The organism is Rhodobacter sp. P1_C2, assembly GCF_056406375.1.
In genome coordinates, this window is record NZ_JBFUAG010000011.1 from 112,307 (window position 1) to 131,044 (window position 18,738).

At 65.5% G+C, this 18,738-nt stretch carries 20 protein-coding genes; 4 read left to right on the forward strand and 16 right to left on the reverse strand.

Features of this window, described 5'->3' with window-relative positions; translation table 11 throughout:
- The first annotated feature begins 41 nt into the window (after nucleotides 1-41).
- Nucleotides 42-773, forward strand: coding sequence for an SDR family oxidoreductase (locus tag AC1DZT_RS18625; protein WP_478008147.1), 732 nt, complete (start codon nucleotides 42-44; stop codon nucleotides 771-773).
- A gap of 107 nt (nucleotides 774-880) precedes the next feature.
- Here AC1DZT_RS18625 and yihA read toward each other — a convergent pair whose 3' ends face one another.
- From yihA to recO, 7 genes are all read right to left on the reverse strand, one after another.
- The gene (gene yihA / locus AC1DZT_RS18630; protein WP_478008148.1) at nucleotides 881-1,531 is read right to left on the reverse strand and encodes a ribosome biogenesis GTP-binding protein YihA/YsxC; all 651 of its coding nucleotides are present in this window, start codon (nucleotides 1,529-1,531) and stop codon (nucleotides 881-883) included.
- Nucleotides 1,528-2,274, reverse strand: coding sequence for an MOSC domain-containing protein (locus AC1DZT_RS18635; RefSeq protein ID WP_478008149.1), 747 nt, complete (start codon nucleotides 2,272-2,274; stop codon nucleotides 1,528-1,530). The genes yihA and AC1DZT_RS18635 overlap by 4 nt, the downstream gene beginning before the upstream one ends.
- On the reverse strand, nucleotides 2,271-4,130 hold the full coding sequence (gene yidC / locus AC1DZT_RS18640) for a membrane protein insertase YidC (protein ID WP_478008150.1): 1,860 nt from the start codon (nucleotides 4,128-4,130) through the stop codon (nucleotides 2,271-2,273). Before yidC ends, AC1DZT_RS18635 begins: the two co-directional genes overlap by 4 nt.
- A 171-nt stretch (nucleotides 4,131-4,301) precedes the next feature.
- A complete protein-coding gene (locus AC1DZT_RS18645) occupies nucleotides 4,302-5,861 on the reverse strand; it encodes a putative bifunctional diguanylate cyclase/phosphodiesterase (RefSeq protein WP_478008151.1) in 1,560 nt (519 codons plus the stop codon).
- A 74-nt stretch (nucleotides 5,862-5,935) separates the two neighbouring features.
- Nucleotides 5,936-6,838 (reverse strand): tRNA 2-thiocytidine(32) synthetase TtcA, encoded by a 903-nt coding sequence (gene ttcA / locus AC1DZT_RS18650; protein WP_478008152.1) that lies wholly within the window; start codon nucleotides 6,836-6,838, stop codon nucleotides 5,936-5,938.
- Between the two features lie 63 nt (nucleotides 6,839-6,901).
- Nucleotides 6,902-8,107 (reverse strand): MFS transporter, encoded by a 1,206-nt coding sequence (locus tag AC1DZT_RS18655; protein ID WP_478008153.1) that lies wholly within the window; start codon nucleotides 8,105-8,107, stop codon nucleotides 6,902-6,904.
- A gap of 122 nt (nucleotides 8,108-8,229) precedes the next feature.
- Nucleotides 8,230-8,937, reverse strand: a complete 708-nt coding sequence (recO, locus tag AC1DZT_RS18660; protein WP_478008154.1) for a DNA repair protein RecO — start codon at nucleotides 8,935-8,937, stop codon at nucleotides 8,230-8,232.
- Between the two features lie 77 nt (nucleotides 8,938-9,014).
- Here recO and AC1DZT_RS18665 point away from each other — a divergent pair, with 77 nt between their 5' ends.
- Nucleotides 9,015-9,647, forward strand: coding sequence for a Pr6Pr family membrane protein (locus AC1DZT_RS18665; RefSeq protein ID WP_478008155.1), 633 nt, complete (start codon nucleotides 9,015-9,017; stop codon nucleotides 9,645-9,647).
- Here AC1DZT_RS18665 and AC1DZT_RS18670 read toward each other — a convergent pair.
- The 5 genes from AC1DZT_RS18670 to acpS all read right to left on the reverse strand — a co-directional run bounded on the left by AC1DZT_RS18670 (nucleotide 9,586) and on the right by acpS (nucleotide 13,115).
- The gene (locus tag AC1DZT_RS18670; RefSeq protein ID WP_478008156.1) at nucleotides 9,586-9,921 is read right to left on the reverse strand and encodes a DUF1491 family protein; all 336 of its coding nucleotides are present in this window, start codon (nucleotides 9,919-9,921) and stop codon (nucleotides 9,586-9,588) included. The two genes, AC1DZT_RS18665 and AC1DZT_RS18670, sit on opposite strands and share 62 nt — an antisense overlap.
- Before the next feature lie 116 nt (nucleotides 9,922-10,037).
- A complete protein-coding gene (era, locus tag AC1DZT_RS18675) occupies nucleotides 10,038-10,982 on the reverse strand; it encodes a GTPase Era (RefSeq protein WP_478008157.1) in 945 nt (314 codons plus the stop codon).
- Nucleotides 10,979-11,665: a ribonuclease III gene (gene rnc / locus AC1DZT_RS18680; RefSeq protein WP_478008216.1), complete on the reverse strand. Its 687-nt coding sequence runs from the start codon at nucleotides 11,663-11,665 to the stop codon at nucleotides 10,979-10,981. The genes era and rnc overlap by 4 nt, the downstream gene beginning before the upstream one ends.
- Before the next feature lie 117 nt (nucleotides 11,666-11,782).
- A complete protein-coding gene (gene lepB, locus AC1DZT_RS18685) occupies nucleotides 11,783-12,583 on the reverse strand; it encodes a signal peptidase I (protein ID WP_478008158.1) in 801 nt (266 codons plus the stop codon).
- 91 nt (nucleotides 12,584-12,674) lie between these two features.
- Nucleotides 12,675-13,115 (reverse strand): holo-ACP synthase, encoded by a 441-nt coding sequence (acpS, locus tag AC1DZT_RS18690; RefSeq protein WP_478008159.1) that lies wholly within the window; start codon nucleotides 13,113-13,115, stop codon nucleotides 12,675-12,677.
- 298 nt (nucleotides 13,116-13,413) lie between these two features.
- Here acpS and AC1DZT_RS18695 point away from each other — a divergent pair, with 298 nt between their 5' ends.
- Entirely contained in the window at nucleotides 13,414-13,917 is a 504-nt protein-coding gene (locus tag AC1DZT_RS18695; protein WP_478008160.1) for a plastocyanin/azurin family copper-binding protein, read from the forward strand.
- A 134-nt stretch (nucleotides 13,918-14,051) separates the two neighbouring features.
- Nucleotides 14,052-14,555 (forward strand): sulfocyanin-like copper-binding protein, encoded by a 504-nt coding sequence (locus tag AC1DZT_RS18700; RefSeq protein ID WP_478008161.1) that lies wholly within the window; start codon nucleotides 14,052-14,054, stop codon nucleotides 14,553-14,555.
- Nucleotides 14,556-14,667: 112 nt separating this feature from the next.
- On the opposite strand, the gene AC1DZT_RS18705 is transcribed toward AC1DZT_RS18700, so the two are convergent.
- The 4 genes from AC1DZT_RS18705 to rpoZ form a co-directional block, all read right to left on the reverse strand.
- Nucleotides 14,668-15,423 carry a pyridoxine 5'-phosphate synthase gene (locus AC1DZT_RS18705; protein WP_478008162.1) on the reverse strand — a complete coding sequence of 252 codons (756 nt, stop codon included), beginning with the start codon at nucleotides 15,421-15,423 and terminating at the stop codon, nucleotides 14,668-14,670.
- Between the two features lie 112 nt (nucleotides 15,424-15,535).
- Nucleotides 15,536-16,180 (reverse strand): DUF2062 domain-containing protein, encoded by a 645-nt coding sequence (locus AC1DZT_RS18710; protein ID WP_478008163.1) that lies wholly within the window; start codon nucleotides 16,178-16,180, stop codon nucleotides 15,536-15,538.
- 39 nt (nucleotides 16,181-16,219) lie between these two features.
- Nucleotides 16,220-18,337, reverse strand: coding sequence for a RelA/SpoT family protein (locus AC1DZT_RS18715; RefSeq protein ID WP_478008164.1), 2,118 nt, complete (start codon nucleotides 18,335-18,337; stop codon nucleotides 16,220-16,222).
- 41 nt (nucleotides 18,338-18,378) lie between these two features.
- Nucleotides 18,379-18,732, reverse strand: coding sequence for a DNA-directed RNA polymerase subunit omega (rpoZ, locus tag AC1DZT_RS18720; protein WP_478002161.1), 354 nt, complete (start codon nucleotides 18,730-18,732; stop codon nucleotides 18,379-18,381).
- Nucleotides 18,733-18,738: the final 6 nt, after the last annotated feature.

Below are 18,738 nucleotides of genomic sequence, written 5' to 3' on the forward strand. Positions count from 1 at the left end.
AGACCTTTGCGGCGCTCTGCCAAGCGGTCTAGACTGGCGCCATGACATACCAGAAAACCCTCGTTCTGACCGGCGCCTCGCGTGGCATTGGTCATGCCACCGTCAAGCGCTTTTCCGCCGAAGGTTGGCGCGTGCTGACCTGCTCGCGCCAGCCTTTCGATCCCCGCTGCCCCTGGCCGGGGGGCGAGGAGAATCACATCCAGATCGACCTCGCCAGCCCCGACAAGACCATCGCCGCGATCGAGGTGATCAAGTCCAAGCTGGATGGCAAGCTCGATGCCCTGGTCAACAATGCCGGGATCAGCCCAAAGGGGGCAGGGGGGGCGCGGCTGTCGACGCTGACCACCGACCTCAGGACCTGGGGCCAGGTCTTCCATGTGAATTTCTTCGCCTCGATCGTGCTGGCCCGCGGGCTGATGGAGGAGCTTTCGGCGGCCAAAGGCTCGGTCGTCAATGTGACCTCGATCGCCGGAAGCCGGGTGCATCCCTTCGCCGGGGCGGCCTATGCGACCTCCAAGGCGGCGCTGGCGGCGCTGACGCGCGAGATGGCGCATGACTTCGGGCCGATGGGCGTGCGGGTCAATGCGATTGCGCCGGGTGAGATCGAGACGGCGATCCTGTCGCCCGGGACCGACAAGATCGTCGAGAAGCTGCCGATGCAGCGGCTGGGCCAACCGCGTGAAGTGGCCGATGCGATCTGGTTCCTCTGCTCGGACCAGTCGAGCTATATCTCGGGGGCAGAACTGCAGGTCAACGGCGCACAGCACGTCTGACCGGGGCCACAGTTTTTCTGCGAAAAACTTGGGAACGAATTTTCGGCGAAAATTCGGTTCCTATTGATTTTTCGCAGAAAAATCGTCCCACCGACCCTGAGCCTCCCTCATTCCAGCGTCGCGATGATCGCCCGCAGGGTCTCGATCCCTTCGCCCTTTTCCGAGGAGGTCACGATGATCTCCGGAAAGGCCGCCGGATGCTTCTTCAGGGCATTCTGCACCTGGGCGATATTGGCTTCCCGCGTCTCGCGGTTGACCTTGTCGGCCTTGGTCATCACGACCTGGAAGGTCACGGCGGATTTGTCGAGGAGGGTCAGAATCTCTTCATCCACATCCTTCACCCCATGCCGCGTGTCGATCAGCACGAAAGCCCGCCGCAGCGTCTGCCGCCCGGCGAGGTATTGCTTCAACAGCGCCTGCCATTTTGCCACCACCGCCACCGGCGCCTCGGCATAGCCATATCCGGGAAGGTCGACGAGATAGCGCGTCTCGCCCAGGGTGAAGAAGTTGATCTCCTGCGTCCGCCCCGGCGTGTTCGAGGCGCGGGCGAGGTTCTTGCGCCCGGTCAAGGCATTGATCAGGCTGGACTTCCCCACGTTGGAACGCCCGGCAAAGCAGACCTCCAGCCGGTCGGCCGGGGGCATGTGCACCATGGCCACCACGCCTTTGAGGAAGTCGACCGGGCCCGCGAACAGCAGCCGGCCCTTCTCGCTGGCCTCGAATTCGGGTTCTTCGGCAAGGGGGAAGGTCAGGCTCATTGCAGGCTCCATGCGTCGCCGAGGGCAACTGTTCCGCCCCGGACCACCCGGGCGAAGATTCCAAAATCGGTGTGGCCAAAGGCCTTGGTGAGGGCAGCCAGCGTCTCTCCCTCCACCTCGCCGGTGGCGGGGTTGACGCAGGTGGCGCGGCAGCGACCGATACGCTCGGTGACCTCCAGCACGGCATCGCCGATGGCCACCCGCTTGCCGATCCAGTCGAATTCCGCCCAGGGCGCCAGCCCGTCGATCCAGAAATTCGCCCGCCAGCGATGGATCGACAGATCCATCCCCATCCGTGCCGACAGATCGGCCAGCGAGGCCAGGTTGAGGATCGACACCGTCGGATAATTGCTGTCCGTCATGCCGCCGTCAAAGCGCACGACCTTGACCGGCTGCGCGCGATCCTGCGGGATCAGCGGGCGCACCCAGTCGATCAGCCGGGCGGCGTCGTCTGCGTCATCCGGGTTCACCGACAGCGCGCCGATCTTCGGATGCGACAGGTGAACCTGTTGCGACGCCTCATCGAACCGCGCTTCCATCGCCATCAGCTGCGGCGACTTCACCCCGCGCAGGAAGCTGTTGCAATTGTTCCAGCCCGGCGTGATCCGCGCCGCCTCATGGGCTATGGCCCAGCGGCGATCCCAGGGCAAAGCCTCGCCCGCCGAAAGCGCAACGGACGCGAGAGCCTCGCGTCCGTGTGCCTTGATCGGGTGGCGGAAGATATGGGTCAGATGACCTGTCATTTTTTCTTCGGTGCCCTTGGACTGTCTGCCACGACGGGTTTCGCCTTGGCGCGGATATTGCCGAAAATATCGGGCCTTTTGCCGTGGCTCCACATGATGATGTACTGCTGGGCAAAGGTGATCGTGTTGTTGGTGATCCAGTACAGCACCAAGCCCGAGGCGAAGCGGCCCAGCATGAACATGAAGATCCAGGGCATCCAGGCCATGATCTGCGCCTGGGCCGGGTCCGGGGGCGCCGGGTTCAGCTTTTGCTGCAGCCACATCGATACGCCCAAGAGGATCGGCAGCAGGCCGATGAACACGGTGTGCAGCATGCTGGTCGGGTCCGGCGCGCTCCAGGGCAGCAGGCCGAAGAGGTTGAACAGCGTCGAGGTGTCGGGCATCGAAAGATCGCGGATCCAGCCCACGAAGGGGGATTGGCGCAGCTCGATCGTGACGTAGATCACCTTGTAAAGGCTGAAGAAAATCGGGATCTGGATGAAGATCGGCAAGCAACCGGCCGCCGGGTTGACCTTCTTTTCCTTGTAAAGCGCCATCATGTCGCGCTGCAGCTTGGCCTTGTCGTCGCCGGCCTTGGCCTTCAAAGCCTCCAGCTCCGGCTGCAATTCCTTCATCCGGGCCATCGAGACATAGCTCTTGTAGGCCAGCGGCAGGACCAGAAGCTTGAGGAAGAAGGTCAGGCTGATGATGGCCAAGCCCATGTTGCCGATCAGGCGGTGCAACTCGTGCAGCACGAAGAAGATCGGCTTGGTCAGGAAGAAGAACCAGCCCCAGTCGATCGAGTCGATGAAGCCCGGAACGCCCTGCACCTCCGCGCTTGCCTTGTAGCCGAACAGGCGCAGCAGCAGGCCGGGGTCGTTTTCATAGGCGACGATCGTCTCCCATTCCTTGGCGCCGGCGAAGAACCGGGTCGAGGTGGTGGCCGAGGCGCCCGGCGCGATCGCCATGGTGGGTTGGCGGATCTCGGCCTGATAGATGTCGGCGGTCGGCGTGTATTTTTCCACTGCGGTGAAGGGCTTGCCCTGATCGGGGATCAGCGTGGTCATCCAGTAGTGGTCGGTGAAGCCAAGCCAGCCGTCGCCCTTGCTTTCCATCTGCTTGCCGTTGACGCCTTCAAAGGCCTCCAGCTTGGGCAGGTCGGAGTATTTCTGCTCGGTGATGCTGCCGTCGATGCGGCTGACCGGGCCCTCGTGCACGACATAGACGCCTTCCAGCTTGGGCAGGCCGTGGCGGGCAATGATGCCATAGGGATAGACATGCGCCTCGGCGGTGCCGGCATTGGTGACGGTGTCGTTGATGGTGAACATGAAGTTCGCATCGACCGAGATGGTGCGGCTGAAGGTCAGGCCCTTGGCATTGGTCCAGGTCAGCGTCACCGGCGTGGTCGGGGTCAACGTGGCGCCTGCCGGGGCGGTCCACAGCGTCTTGGAGCCGGGCACGTCGGCCTCGTCGGTGCCCTTGCCGGCGCCAAAGCCGAAGACGGCGTAATAGGGCTTGGCCGAGCCGACCGAGGACAGCAGCTTGACGGTGGGCGAGCTCGGGTCGACCGTTTCGTGATAGGTCTTCAGCGACAGATCGTCGATCCGACCGCCGAGCATCGAGATGCTGCCGGTCAGTTTCGGCGTGTCCACCGTCAGGCGCGGGGCCTGCGGTTCAGGCGTGGCGGTCAGCGTCGGCGCGGAGGAGGCTGCGGGGGGCGTGACCGCCGTTGCGGTCTCGGGCGGCAGGGCCGACAGGGTGGGCGTTTCTTTGGGGAACCAACTGGGGAAGAGCATGGGGCCCGCGACGAACCAGATCACGATGACCAGGGCCGAAAGCACCGTTGCGAGGAGAAGGTTCTTGTTCTGATCGTCCATTGGGACTGCCGCCGTTCTTGAGCTGAATCAGGCGACGTTCAACGACAGGGGGGGCAAAAGGTCAAGCGGTTTCGCCGTAAAGCAAGGGGCGGGAGCGGGACTCCCGCGCCTTATCGGGCCAAAACCGGGGATCGCCCGCGCCCTGCCGTCGGGTTGCCCCGGTCACCCGGCCTACCTGGCGCGGTTGCCGATGCGCGGGGCGCCCGATTGGCGCGCGGCGTGACGGGCCATCCAGTCCAGCGTTTCGTCCACCGGCATCGGGCGGGCGATGCCGAAGCCCTGCACATGGTCGCAGCCCAGCTGCGCCAGCATCGCATGTTCGCCGGGGGTTTCCACCCCTTCGGCCAGGGTCGCCATGCCGAGCCGTTCTGCCATCGACAGGATGGCCGAGACGACCTTCTGCTGTTCGCGGTCCTCGTCCAGCTTGGTCACGAAGCTGCGGTCGATCTTGATGCGGCGCACCGAGAAGCGGCGGATCGAGGTGATCGAGGCATGGCCGGTGCCGAAATCGTCGAGGTCGACGCCGCAGCCCATCTGGGCCACCGCCGCGATGTTGGACACGATCACATCGTTTTCGGTATCGGCCACCACGGTTTCCAGGATTTCCACCGTCAGCCGGTCTGTGCTGAGGTTGAAGCGGTCGAGTTCCCATTTCAGCTTGCTGGCAAGGCCCGGGCTGCGCAATTCGGATTTGGAGAAGTTCACCGCTACCGTCGGCACATGGTAACCTGCCTTGTCCCAGCGGGTCAGTGCCATCAGGGCGTTATAGACCATGACCTCGCTCAGCCGGGTCGACAGGCCGCAGTTTTCGATCGCGGGCAGGAAATCGGCGGGAGCGATCAGGCCGCGGGTCGGATGATGCCAGCGCGCCAGCGCCTCGAAACCGGAGATCGCGCCGGTGTCGGTCGAGACCTGCGGTTGGAAATGGGCGCGTATCTGCCCCTCGTCCAGGGCAATCTCGAGGTCCTCGCGCAGGGCGTCGCGGTCGGCCCGGGTCCGGGTCATGTCCGGGGCGTAGGCGCGGATCGCGCCCGGCCCGTTGCGCAACGCCTCGTCCGCGGCGACCTGTGCGGCGTCCAGAAGGCCCGCCCCTGTGGCATCGGGCGCCCGTTCCCCGAGGCAGAAGCCGATCGAGGCGGTGACATAGATCCGCGCCCCATTCAGGCTGATCGGCGCGGTTAGCGCCGATTGCAGGCGCGCGCAAAGCTGGATCGTGCTTTCCAGATCCAGACGCCGCCCGGGGTTGACCGCAATCGCGAAACCGCCGCCTTCCATCCGGGCCACCACGTCACCGGCGCGCAGCGACGCACAGAGGCGTTCGGCGCAGCGGGTCAGAATCTCGGTCTGGGCAGAGCGGCCGTGGCGGTCCACCAGTTCATCCATCCCGTCGAACTGCACCACGACGCAAGCGGTGTTCATCCCGGTAATCGGCGCATCGCGCAGGATTTTTTCCAGCAGATCCACGATCTGCGTCCGCAGGGCCAGCCCGTTCAGCGCATCGGGCAACAGCGCCTGTGACCCGGCGCTGAAACCAAAGGCCCCCGCGATGGTGAAGACCAGGGGCGCCCCCAGCGCCGTCAGAATCAGGACCCTTTCCCCGCCAAGCCAGAAGGCCGCCAGCGTCACCGCCGGCACGAAGACCATGAGCTCGGGGCGGCGGAACTGGCTGGCAAGCCACCGCAATCCCCTGAAAGCCTGAGAGACGGCATGAGTCCGGTCACGAAGGGTCATCGGATTGGCTCCTCTGCGCGCGCGGATGGCAGTCCGCGTCGCAGTCAACCTAGAAGCCGTTTACGAAGCGTTCCTTAATCCACATCCCCAAGATGTGGAGGATTTTCTTCAATTTCTCCCAAGTTCCGCAGGAGCCCGGCGAAATCGAACAGGCCGGGGTCCGCCAGATGCGAGGGGCGCACGTTCATCAGCGACCGGAACATGATCTGCCGCCGGCCCGGAGAGCGCGTCTCCCATTCGTCCAGCAGCTTCTTGACCTGGGCGCGCTGCAGGCCCTCCTGGCTGCCGCACAGGTCGCAAGGGATGATCGGATAGTTCATCGCGCGGGCGAACCTGTCGCAATCGGCTTCGGAGACGAAGGACAGCGGGCGATAGAGAAAGAGATCGCCCTCCTCGTTCAACAGCTTCGGCGGCATCGAGGCCAGACGCCCGCCGTGAAAGAGGTTCATGAAGAAAGTTTCAAGGATATCATCGCGGTGATGGCCAAGGACCACGGCGGAACATCCCTCCTCCCGCGCCACGCGGTAGAGGTTGCCGCGCCGCAGCCGCGAGCAGAGCGAGCACATCGTGCCGCCCGGTTTGATCTTGGAGGTGACGACCGAATAGGTGTCCTGATACTCGATCCGATGCTCGACCCCCATGCGGGTCAAGAACTCGGGCAGGACCGTGGCGGGAAAGCCGGGCTGACCCTGATCGAGGTTGCAGGCCAAAAGGTCCACCGGCAGAAGGCCGCGCCATTTCAACTCGGTCAGCACGGCGAGCAGGGTATAGCTGTCCTTGCCGCCCGACAGGCAGACCAGCCAGCGCGCGCCGCGCTCGATCATGCCATAGGTGTCGATGGCGGCGCGGACCTCGCGCACCAGACGCTTGCGCAGTTTGCGGAATTCGGTGGACTGGGGCGCGCCGTGGAACAGGGGATGGATCTCGGCGCCATCCGGGCCTGCGACATCGTCAAGATCGGTTTCATCATCGAGCATGGGGCACCTCTTTGCCCCAGCCTATGCCAGAAAGGCTGGGGCTTGGCCAGCCACCGCTGCCGCTCAGGGCCGCCCGCGTGACGGGCGCGGGGTGCCGAGCCTCGGGTGCAGCTTGCCTGCCACGGTGAAGGCCAGCCCCATCAGCGCGCCCGTGGCGGTGAAGATCGCCGCCGTCGGCCCCACCGCCAGCACGGCCCAGGCCATGCCGGGGGTGACCACGGAGGACACGTCGCGGAAGCTGGAATAGATCGCCGACATCTCGGTGCGTTCCGAGGGTTTGACGCTCATCAAGAACGGCAGGCCGCCGATCACGTCCAGCGTCACCAGCATGGTCGAGGCCAGCATCAGGGCCGCCACCGCGAGCCAGGGCAGCGGGGCCACGAGGCTCGCGAGGAAGAACAGGCTGCCGCAGATCGCAAAGGCCCGCCGGACCGAGACGCGGACCGACGACCGGCGGGCGAACCGCAGCAGCGTCGGGGCGAGGAAGAGGAGCGCGTTGGAAATCGACAGGGCGGTGCCGCCGACATTGGGGCCAAGCCCCTGCTCGATGCAGAAATAGGGCAGGTAGACGACATAGACCCACCAGCCGGTGGAGCGGATGACGGCAAAGCTCCACCCCGCGATCAGGCGGGGTTGGGCGAAGAACCGGCCGAGATAGGCCAGGGGGTTGATCGCCGGCCGCCGCGCGCGCGAGATCGCCTTGCCATTGCCCAGCCGCAACACCCAGAAGGTGATGACCAGGGCCAGCGCGAAGCTGCCCGCCATCAGGAAGGGCGCCGGCCGCCAAAGCGAGTGCAGCCAGACCCCCAGCATCGGCCCGACCGCCCAGGGCGTGGCCGCAAAGAACATCTGCAGGCTTTGGCCGCGCCCGAGGTTCTCGCGCTCGACATAGTCCAGCACATAGGCGTTGAAGCAGACGAAGGTGGTGGCCGTGGCCATCGCATTGGCCATCAAGGACAGGGTGACGGAGAGCGGCGTGCCGAGGAAGGCGAGGCTCATGCCGAGGAAATAGAGGATGCAGCCGCCGGTATACATCCAGCGCCGCGGCACGACCCGGGTGAACCAGGGCACCATCAGCCCCCAGGTCATCGAGATCAGCCCGACGATGAAATAGGCCTTGGAGGAGCCGACCGTCGACCCCATCGCATCGCGCACCACCAGCGGCATGACCGAGATCAGAGAGCCCCTGACACAGGCCTCCAGCCCCGCCAGAAGGGCAAAGTTCCACAGGGCGGGGGTGCGGGGCAGGGGGAAATGATCGGCGGCCATGGACCTGCAAGACCATGCGGGGCGGCCCCCGTCTGGCCTCGATGCGACGGAGGGAGTCAGTCCGCGACGGAATTATGGGCAGAGGCTGCGGGGCTTTGCCGTTTCGCTGGGCGCAGCTTCGGTCAGCCGGTCTGGGCCAGCTGTGCCATCAGCCGGGCGCGGGCCTCGGGAAGGGGGGTGTCAGGCAGGGCGCGGGCGAGGAAATGGCCGGTGATGGCCAGCCCCTCGGCCACCTCGACGGGCGTGCCGTCGTGCAGGGTGAGGACGCGGGGCAGGGGCAGCAGGCGCGGCGCCCAGTCGGCGGCGGCGGGCCGCGACACCGCCCGTCCGGTGCGCGGCGAGATGAAGGCAAGGTCCTGGGTCGAGCCGGTCACGGCGCAGCTGGACAGATCGAGGCCATAGCCCATCTCCTCCAGAAGCGAGACCTCCCAGAGAAGATAGGCCACCTGCCAGTCCCGCCCGGCCTCCAGCTTGTCCAGAAGGGTCACGGTCAGGGCGTAAAGCGCCTCGTGGCTGGCGCGTTCGGGCAGGGCTGCGTGGAGAAGGGCGCAGATCGCGTTGAGGGCGTTCAGCGCGGCGCGGTCGGACCAGAGGGCGGCGCGTGCATGCAGGGGTTCGGCCTTGAAGCTGCCTAGGTGCTCATCCAGCCGCGCCTGCCAGACCAGCGCCAGCTGGGCGCCGGGTTGAAGAACCCCCGCCATCCGGCGCGAGGCTCCGCCCCGGACGACGCCCAGATGCCGGCCGTGGTTGGCCGTGAAAACCTCGATGATCGCCGAGCTTTCGCCATGCAGCCGCACGGAGAGAAGCGCGCCCTCGTCCCGCCATTCCATCGGGGGAGTATCGCCGGGCGGTGGGGTGGGCGCAAGAAATCCGTTGACCGCGGGTCTTGCCCAAGGATGATGCCGCCATGCGCCGCGCTTTCGCCCTTCTGATCGCCGCCCTCGCCCTCGGCGGGTTGATCTGGCAATTCGAGATCAATGCCGCCAAGCCCGGCCTGTCCGGCACCGGCATCCGGGTCTGGTTGATGCTGCGCTATTTCACCAATTTCGCGAACCTTCTGGTGGCCGTCACGCTGGGCCTGCAGCTGGGGCGGAACTGGCAGGCCACGGCGACGCTGGGAATCGTGATGGTGGGGCTGGTCTATCACTTCATCCTTGCCCTGCCGACGCCGATGCCGGCGCCGCATTGGTACCCGGATTTCCTGCTGCATCGGGCGGTTCCGGTGCTGACGCTGGTCTGGTGGCTGATCTGGGGCGCGCGGGGCTTGCGGCTGCGGGACCTGCCGCTCTGGCTGCTGCCGCCGGTGATCTACGGGCCCTATGCCCTGATCCGGGGGGCGGCGACGGGGATTTATCCTTACCCGTTCCTCGACCTGTCGAAGCTGACCGGAGGGCAGGTCGCGCTCAATCTGGCGGGGATCCTTCTGGGTTTCGCCCTCGGCGGCCTTGCGGTCTGGGGCGTCGGGCGGGGGGGTGCTGTCAGTCCGACAGGCCTTCTTCCTCCAGAAGGGTACGGCCCTGACGGTCCTCGAGTTCGATGACCCAGAGGTCGCGGTCGCGGGCCTTCTGGCGGGTCAGGAGGGCGTCGACCTCGACCTCCGGCCCCTCGGTCAGAGGGACCCAGATCCTTGCGTCGGCGGCGAGGTCGAAGCTGCGCTGGAAGGCGCGGGCCTGGCCGTCGAGGGTGGCGACCTTGACGAGGACGGCCCCGGCGGTCGCATCGCCCTTCTGGGTCACATAGGCCGGGATCTCGGCCAGCCGCAGGCGGTTGAGATAGGCCGAGACCCAGATGCCGCTGGCCAGACGAAAGCTCATTGCAGCCCCCATTTGCACGCGATTGCACGCGTGCAATGTCAGTCAAGTGATTGATCTCTAACGAAAATCAAAATTTCGTTAGGGTTTCGTTTACGATTTCACACGCCGCAACAGGCCTATTTCGGCACGTTGCCGTCCTTGAAATCGAGGCCCATCTCGGTATAGCGCTCGGGCTCTTCCAGCCAGTTCGGGCGGACCTTGACCTCAAGGAAGAGGTGCACGGTGCGCTCCAGAAAGGCCGAAATCTCGGCGCGGGCGGCGATGCCGATGGCCTTGATCGTCTCGCCCTTGTTGCCGAGGATGATGCCCTTGTGGCCGTCGCGGGCGACATAGATGATCTGGGAGATCTTGGCGGAGCCGTCGGGCTGATCCTCCCAGTTCTCGGTCTCCACCGTCAGCTGGTAGGGCAGTTCCTCGTGCAGGCGCAGGGTCAGCTTCTCGCGCGTCATCTCGGCGGCGATCTGGCGTTCGGGCAGGTCGGCGATCTGGTCCTCGGGGTAGAACCAGTGGCCCTCGGGGACGGTTTCGGCCAGCCAGTTTTTCAGCTTGTCCACGCCGTGGCCACGCTCGGCCGAGATCATGAAGGTCGTGGTGAAGGGGAAGGCGGTGTTGGCCTCTTCGGCGAGCTGCAGCAGCGTCTCGGCCTTGACCTTGTCGATCTTGTTGATGGCCAGCGCCACCTGCCCGCCCGAGGGGAAGCGGTCCTTCAAGCCGTCGATGATGGCCTTGGCGCCCTCGGTCAGGCCGCGATGCGCCTCGATCAGCAGGACGATCACATCGGCATCGGCGGCACCGCCCCAGGCGGCGGCGACCATCGAGCGGTCAAGCCTCCGGCGCGGGCGGAAGATGCCGGGCGTGTCGACGAAGACGATCTGGGAGGCGTCCTGCATCGCCACGCCGCGGATGCGGGTGCGGGTGGTCTGCACCTTGTGCGTGACGATCGAGACCTTGGCCCCGACCATCTTGTTCAGCAGCGTCGATTTCCCGGCATTCGGCTCGCCGATCAGGGCGACAAAGCCCGCCCGGTGCGGTGCGTCGTTGGCTTTGACTTCGTCGGTCATCTCTTACCCTCTATCCGCGCGAGCAGGGCCCGCGCTGCCATTTGTTCGGCCTGCCGCTTCGATCCGGCGCGGGCCTCTTCGGATTTGCCATCGGCCAGCGTCACCCGGACGGTGAAGATCGGCTGATGGTCCGGCCCTTCGCGGGCCGCTTCGGTATAGGTCGGCGGCGCCATGCCGCGGCCCTGCGCCCATTCCTGCAGGCTGGTCTTGGGATCGCGGGCATCCGCCTCGACGGCGTTGATACGCGGACCCCAAAGCTGCAGGATCAGGCTGCGGGCGGCGTCAAAGCCGGCATCCAGATAGACGGCGGCAATCACCGCCTCCATCGCGTCGCCCAGAAGCGCCTCCTTGCGGCGGCCGCCCGAGATCATCTCGGACCGGCCCAGCTTCAGGACCTCGCCCAGCCCGTGTTCGCGGGCGACATCGGCGCAGGTTTCCTTGCGCACGAGGGCGTTGAAGCGGGGGGCCAGCTGGCCCTCGGCGGCGGCGGTATCGGCGGAGAGGAGCGCCTCGGCCATCACGAGGCCCAGCACGCGGTCGCCGAGGAATTCGAGCCGCTGATTGTCGGCCCGGGTCGGGGAGGACATCGAGGCATGGGTCAGCGCCTGGATCAGTAGCGAGGGGTCGCGGAAGGCATAGCCGATGCGCTTGGAGAAGATCTGCAGGTCGGTGGAAAGCTTCACAGCCATGCGGCGGGGCCCCTGTCAGAGGTGAGGCTGAAAACGATCCAGCCCCGCTTGCGCGAGGCTGTGTCGAAGAACCGCAATATGGGGGGCAAAAGGGCCTCTGTCATGCGCGGGTCACTGGATGGCCTTGAAGTAGCGGTCCGAACGCCAGGTCCAGAACTGGAACAGCGAGGTGCCGGCCGAGGAGAACATGATCCGGTCGGCGCGGCCGATGAGGTATTCCGCCGGGACCATGCCGACGCCGCCGACGCTCTGGCTGTAGCGGCTGTCCATCGAATTGTCGCGGTTGTCGCCCATGAAGAAGTAGTTGCCCTCGGGCACGGTGAAGACATCGGTGTTGTCGGCGTCGCCGTTGGTGTCGATGTTCATCACGTCATGCTTGACGCCATTGGGCAGGGTTTCGACCGAGCGGATCTTTTCGCAGATGCCACCCTCTCCCACCGGCGCATTGGAGCAGCGCGGATAGGTGCCGAGCGAGCCCTGCTTCTCGTAGGTTTCCTGGAAGATGCCGGCAGGCTCCTGCGGGGCGACCTCGCCATTGATGTAGAGAAGGCCGTCCTTCATCTGGATCTTGTCGCCGGGCAGGCCGATCAGACGCTTGATATAGTCCTCGCCATTGACCGGGTGGCGGAAGACCACCACGTCGCCGCGCTGCGGATCGCCCGAGATCAGCGGCAGCTTGATCCGGCCCGAGATCGGGCAGGCGGCCATCGGGCAGGAGTATTTCGAATAGCCATAGGCCATCTTGTTGACGAAGAGGAAGTCGCCGATCAGGAGCGTGTCCTTCATGGATTCCGAAGGGATCCAGAAGGGTTGCAGCAGGAGCGTGCGGAACAGCCCCGCGATCAGAAGGGCATAGACCACGGTCTTGATGGTTTCGACGATGCCGCCGTCGGACTTGTCCTTGGATGCCATGAAAGGGGCTTTCCTCATTGGTTCGGGGGCTAGATGCGCGGGAAGGCCAGAGGAGTCAAGGCAAAGGGGCCTCGGGCCGGGCCATGGCAGGTCAACTTGGTGCGACTTCGGGCGGCGGGGGGGCGGCTTGGGCAAGGGGCAGCGCCTCGATCACGACGAAGGCCTGGGCCCAGGGGTGGTCGTCGGTCAGGGTGAGGTGCAGCACGCTGTGGTGGCCGGGCGGGGTCATCGCCGCCAGCCGGTCGGCGGCCCAGCCGGTCAGATGCAGCGTCGGCTGGCCGGTCCAGAGGTTGCCCACCGCCATGTCGCGCCAGGCGATCCCCATGCGCAAGCCGGTGCCGAGCGCCTTGGAACAGGCCTCCTTGGCGGCCCAGCGTTTGGCATAGGTGGCGGCGACGTTGCGCTGCCGGCTGTCGGCCTTGGCCTGTTCGATGGGCGTGAAGACCCGGTTGAGGAAGCGCGGGCCGAAGCGGGCGATGGTGCCCTCGATCCGCTCGATATTCGCGAGGTCCGCCCCGATGCCGAGGATCATGAGGTCTGCCCTGATTTGCGGGCGAACCCGCCCCGATGCGGCTGCGAACCTAGGTTGGGCGGGCGGCGCTGTCCAGCCCGACTGCGGCGCCTTGGGGCGAAGCGGGCGGAAAGTGCTGGCGGAACAGGGGCTTTGCCCATGGGGGGAGCGTCGGGAGATTGGGCGGAAATCCGCGTGCAACTTGGGTTGCAGCCCCCCTGGGGCAGAGGCCTCTCAGCCTTGGGCGGATGGTTCCTTGCGGCGCGAGGGCGCTAGGAAACCCCGGGCATCGAGGCCCGGACCAATGATGGACATCAAGATGACGAAGCTATCCACCAGGATCACCCGACTTGGCGCTGCGACCCTTCTGGCCTTGGGTGCTGCATCCTTTGCCGCCGAGGCCGCGACGGTGAAGGTCACCCTCTGGGACAAGGGGCCGGATTCGGCCACGCCGGATGACGCCCACCCGATGGGCATGGGATCGGCCGGGGCCGACATGAAGATGGCGATGGTCGGCGTGAAGGCCGATGTGGCCAGCGTCAAGGCCGGCAAGGTCACCTTCGAGGTGACCAATGCCTCCAAGGACATCGTGCACGAGATGATCCTCTCGCCCGTTCCCGAAGGTGGCAAGCCCTTGCCCTATATCGCCGACCAGCTGAAGGTCGACGAGGACGCCGCGGGCCATCTGGGCGAGGTGTCCGAGCTTGACCCCGGCAAGTCGGGCGCGCTGACGGTGGATCTGAAGCCGGGGAAATATATCCTCTTCTGCAACATCCCGGCGCATTTCATGAACGGGATGTGGACCGAGATCACCGTGGATTGATCGAAAAGGACCCGGCTCCGCCGCTTTTTGCGCCCGATCGCCCCGCCGTCATGACCTGAGTCAAGGCGGCGCGGCGCGATCGGGCGCCTGATGGCAAAGGGCAAACACGCCCCGGACGGACAAGGACCACAGAGATGACACGTGCAGCACGGATGAGTTTGGCGACCGCAGGCCTGTTCCTCGCCCTGCCGGTGACGGCGGCCTTTGCGGATGCGACGATCAAGGTCTCGCTCTGGGACAAGGGGCCGGAGTCCCTGGTGATGGACGACGCCCATATGAAGATGATGGGCATGATGGACATGAAGATGGCCAGCATGGGGATGATGGGGATCAAGCTGGACACGACCTCGGTCGCGGCGGGCAAGGTGACCTTCGATGTCAGCAATGACAGCAAGGACATCATCCACGAGATGATCGTCTCGCCGGTGCCCGAGGGGGTGACGGAACTGCCCTACCTGACGGACGAGAACCGGGTGGACGAGGAAAAGGCCGGGCATCTGGGCGAGGTCTCCGAGCTTGACCCCGGCAAGACCGGCAGCCTGACGGTGGATCTCAAGCCCGGCACCTATATCGTCTATTGCAACATCCCGGGCCATTTCGTCGACGGCATGTGGACGACGCTGACCGTGACGCAATAGCGCGCAAGCCGGGCCAGGGCGATTTTTCGCAGAAAAATCGTGGCTTGCGGCCGGCGGAGGGGGCGATTTTTCTGCGAAAAATCGGCGCCCTTTGCCGGCCACGGGCCTGGCGTCAGGCCTCGCTGCGGGCCTGGTTCATCCGGTGGCGCATCTCGGCGATGGCATCCTCGAGCCCGAGGAAGATTGCCTCGCCGATCAGGAAATGGCCGATGTTGAGTTCCATCACCTCCGGGATCGCGGCGATCGGCGTGACGTTCTCATAGGTCAGGCCATGCCCGGCATGGACCTCGAGCCCGAGGGAATGGGCGAGGCTGGCGCCGGCCTTGAGGGAATGAAGCTCGGCTTCGGCCTCGGCCAGCCTGCCTTCGGCGTGCAGGTCGGAATAAAGACCGGTGTGCAGTTCGACCACGGCGGCGCCGATCCGGGCCGAGGCCTCGATCTGGCGGGCGTCATGGCCGATGAACATCGAGACCCTGGCCCCCGCCGCGCGCAGGGGCGCGATGAAGGCCTTGAGGCGCGCCTCGTCGCCCGCGACATCGAGGCCGCCTTCGGTCGTCCGCTCGGTCCGCTTTTCGGGGACGAGGCAGACGGCATGGGGCCGGGTGGCCAGGACGATGGCCTGCATCTCCTCGGTCGCGGCGCATTCGAAGTTCAGGGGGATGCCGAGACCGGCCTTCAGCGCCGCCATGTCGGCGTCGCGGATGTGGCGGCGGTCTTCGCGCAGGTGGGCGGTGATGCCATCGGCACCGGCGGCCTCGGCCAGGAGGGCCGCGCGCAAGGGGTCGGGCCAGGCGGTGCCGCGGGCGTTCCGCACGGTGGCCACATGGTCGATGTTCACGCCAAGGCGCAGTTTTCCAAGCGAAGTCATGGCAGAACCCCCGATTGCCCCTGGCGATTACTTAGACCGGATCGGGCGGGCAAGGAAAGGGCGCTTTGCAGGTTTTGCGCGGCACCCCGGCCGCCCGCCTCAGCTTCCGGTGTCAGCTTCCGGTGTCTGGCTCGTGCTGGCTTTTCTGCGCCCGGCGCTGGGCGGCGCGTTGCTGGCGGCGGCGGCGGGTCAGCGCCTGATAGGCGGTCAGCACCGGCACCGTCACCCAGGCCAGAAGCGCCGAAGTGGCGATGCCCGGCAGGATCGAGCCCAGAAGATAGGGCCAGTAGATGCGGTGCCAGAACAGGATCAGCCCATCCCAATGCGCGCTGTCGGCGGTGAAGATGGCGCGGAAATTGTGCCAGAGGTCGGCCCCCGCCGCGGCAAAGGCGGAGAAGACGCCGTTGATGCTGATCCCTTCCGGCGTGCCCAGCATCCAGTGGCCGAGGTTCAGCGAGACCAACGCGATCAGCGGCGTGGTGACCGGGTTCGACAGGAGCGTGGCCAGAACGGCGGCCAGGATATTGCCGCGCAAGGCCCAGGCGAAGGCCGCGGCGGCCACGATCTGAAAGCCGAAGATCGGCGGGAAATTCACGAAAGTCCCGGCAAAGACCCCGCGCGCGATCCGGTGCGGCGGGTCGGGCAGGCGGCGCAAGCGGTGCCAGAGGTAGCGGGCGCTGCGCTTGAAGCCGCCTTTGGGATAGACCTGTTCCTTGGACCATTCGGTCCAGGTCTGAGGGGTGCGGCGCTTGAACATCTCTGCCCCCTTCTGAGCCAAGTGATTGATACGCCAGCCTTACGGCTTGCGCGCGACATTCCTGATCCGTGCAACCTGTGCCACATCGGTCTCCGCTTCAAGGGCGGTCATGACCATATGAAGATGTTCGACGTCGCGCAGGTCAACATCTATCTGCAATCTGTAAAAGTCCGGTTTCCGTTCTGTGAATTTCAGGTCGGAAATATTGGCCTTCTGATCGCCGATCACCGTGCAGATGCGGCCGAGCACCCCGGCGTCGTTGGAAATCGCGACATCGAGGCTGACCGAATAGGCCGGGGCATGGCGGCCCGATTCCCAATGCAGGTCGACCCAGCGCGAGGGCTGCTCCTCGAGCTCTTCCAGCGCGCGGCAGTCGATGGCGTGGACGATGACGCCACGGCCGGGATAGGTGATGCCGACGATCCGCTCACCCGGGACGGGCTGGCAGCATTGCGCGCGCTTGAAGCTCTGATCGGCGCCAAGGCCGATCACCGGGCGCTGGGCGTCGACCTCGTCGGCCTGCGAGGTGGAAAGCTCGGGGTAGAGGGTTTCCAGCACCTTGCGGGCGGTCAGTTCGGCGGAACCGAGCCGGGCGAGAAGCTCGACCTCGTCGGGAAGGCCCAGCATCTTGGCCGCGGTGCGCAGGGCCTTGTCGGTGGCCTTGCGCCCGACATGGTCAAAGGCGGCGCGGGCAAGTTCCTGGCCCAGCTTGACGAAACGGCCACGGTCTTCCTCACGCAAAGACCGCCGGATCGCGGCCTTGGCGCGGCCGGTGGTGACGATGTCGATCCAGGAGGCCTGCGGGCGCTGGCCCTCGGCGGTGATGATCTCGACCGACTGGCCGTTCTTCAGCCTTGTCCACAGGGGCACGCGGATGCCGTCGATCTTGGCCGAGACGCAGGAATTGCCGATCCGCGTGTGGATCGCATAGGCGTAGTCCAGAGGCGTCGCCCCGCGCGGCAGCTGCACCACATCGCCCTTGGGCGAGAAGCAGAAGACCTGGTCGGAATACATCTCGAGCTTCACATTCTCGAGAAACTCGTCGTGGTCGCCCTCGTTGAAACGCTCGGTCAGGCCCGCGATCCATTTGGCGGGATCGACGGCGAAGGGGTTCTTGGCGCGCACGCCCTCGCGGTAGGACCAGTGGGCGGCAACCCCGGCCTCGGCCACTTCGTGCATCTCGCGGGTGCGGATCTGGACCTCGACGCGCTTGCCGTCGCGGCCCGACACCGAGGTGTGGATCGAGCGGTAGCCGTTCGACTTCGGCTGGCTGATGTAATCCTTGAACCGCCCCGGCACGGCACGCCAGCGCTGGTGGATCGCGCCGAGGATGCGGTAGCAGTCGCCGACATTCATGCAGATGATGCGGAAGCCGTAAATGTCGGACAGGCGCGAGAAGGCGAGGTCCTTCTCCTGCATCTTGCGCCAGATCGAATAGGGCTTCTTGGCGCGGCCATAGACATCGGCCTCGAGCTTTTCGCGTTCCAGCACGGTGCGGATATCGGCGGTGATCTGGTGGACCACGTCGCCGCTTTCCTTCTGCAGGGTCAGGAAACGCCGGATGATCGAATTGCGCGCCTCGGGGTTGAGGACGCGGAAGCCGAGATCCTCCAGCTCTTCGCGCATCCATTGCATCCCCATGCGGCCGGCGAGGGGGGCATAGATGTCCATCGTCTCGCGCGACTTCTGGATCTGCTTTTCCGGGCTCATGCTCTTGATCGTCCGCATGTTGTGCAGACGGTCGGCGAGTTTGACCAGGATGACGCGCAGGTCCTTCGACATGGCCATGAACAGCTTGCGGAAGTTTTCCGCCTGCTCGCTTTGCCCTTGCGAGAGCTGCAGGTTGGTCAGCTTGGTCACACCATCGACCAGTTCGGCCACTTCATGGCCAAAGAGGCGCTCCACCTCGGTATAGGTGCTTTTGGTGTCTTCGATCGTGTCGTGCAGCAGGGCGGTGACGATGGTGGCATCGTCGAGGTTCTGCTCGGTCAGGATGGCGGCGACGGCGACCGGATGGGTGAAATAGGGCTCACCCGATTTGCGGAACTGACCCTCGTGCATCTTCAGCCCATAGGCATAGGCCTGACGGATCAGCTGCGAGTTCGTGCGCGGGTTGTAGTTGCGGACGAGGGCGATCAGGTCGTCGACGTCGATCATCCCCGTCCTGCCTTTCTGACCCTGAGGGGTCAGGGTTCTGCTTAGTTGTCGCCTTGCGCTTCCATCAGCGCACGCAGCAATTTCTCTTCGGACATGTCGTCCTGCATCGGGCGGTCGATCTCGCCCGACATCAGAAGCGCCATCTGATCATCTTCCGGCTCGTCGACCTCGATCTGGGTCTGGTAGCTTTCGATCATCCGTTCGCGCAGGACCGAAGCGATCTGCGTTTCGTCCGCGATCTCGCGCAGGGCGACGACCGGGTTCTTGTCGTTGTCACGGTCCACCGTGGCCGGAGAGCCGGACTGGATCTCGCGCGCCCGATGGGCGGCCAGCATCACCAGTTCGAACCGGTTCGGAACCTTGTCAACGCAATCTTCAACCGTCACGCGGGCCATGGATGC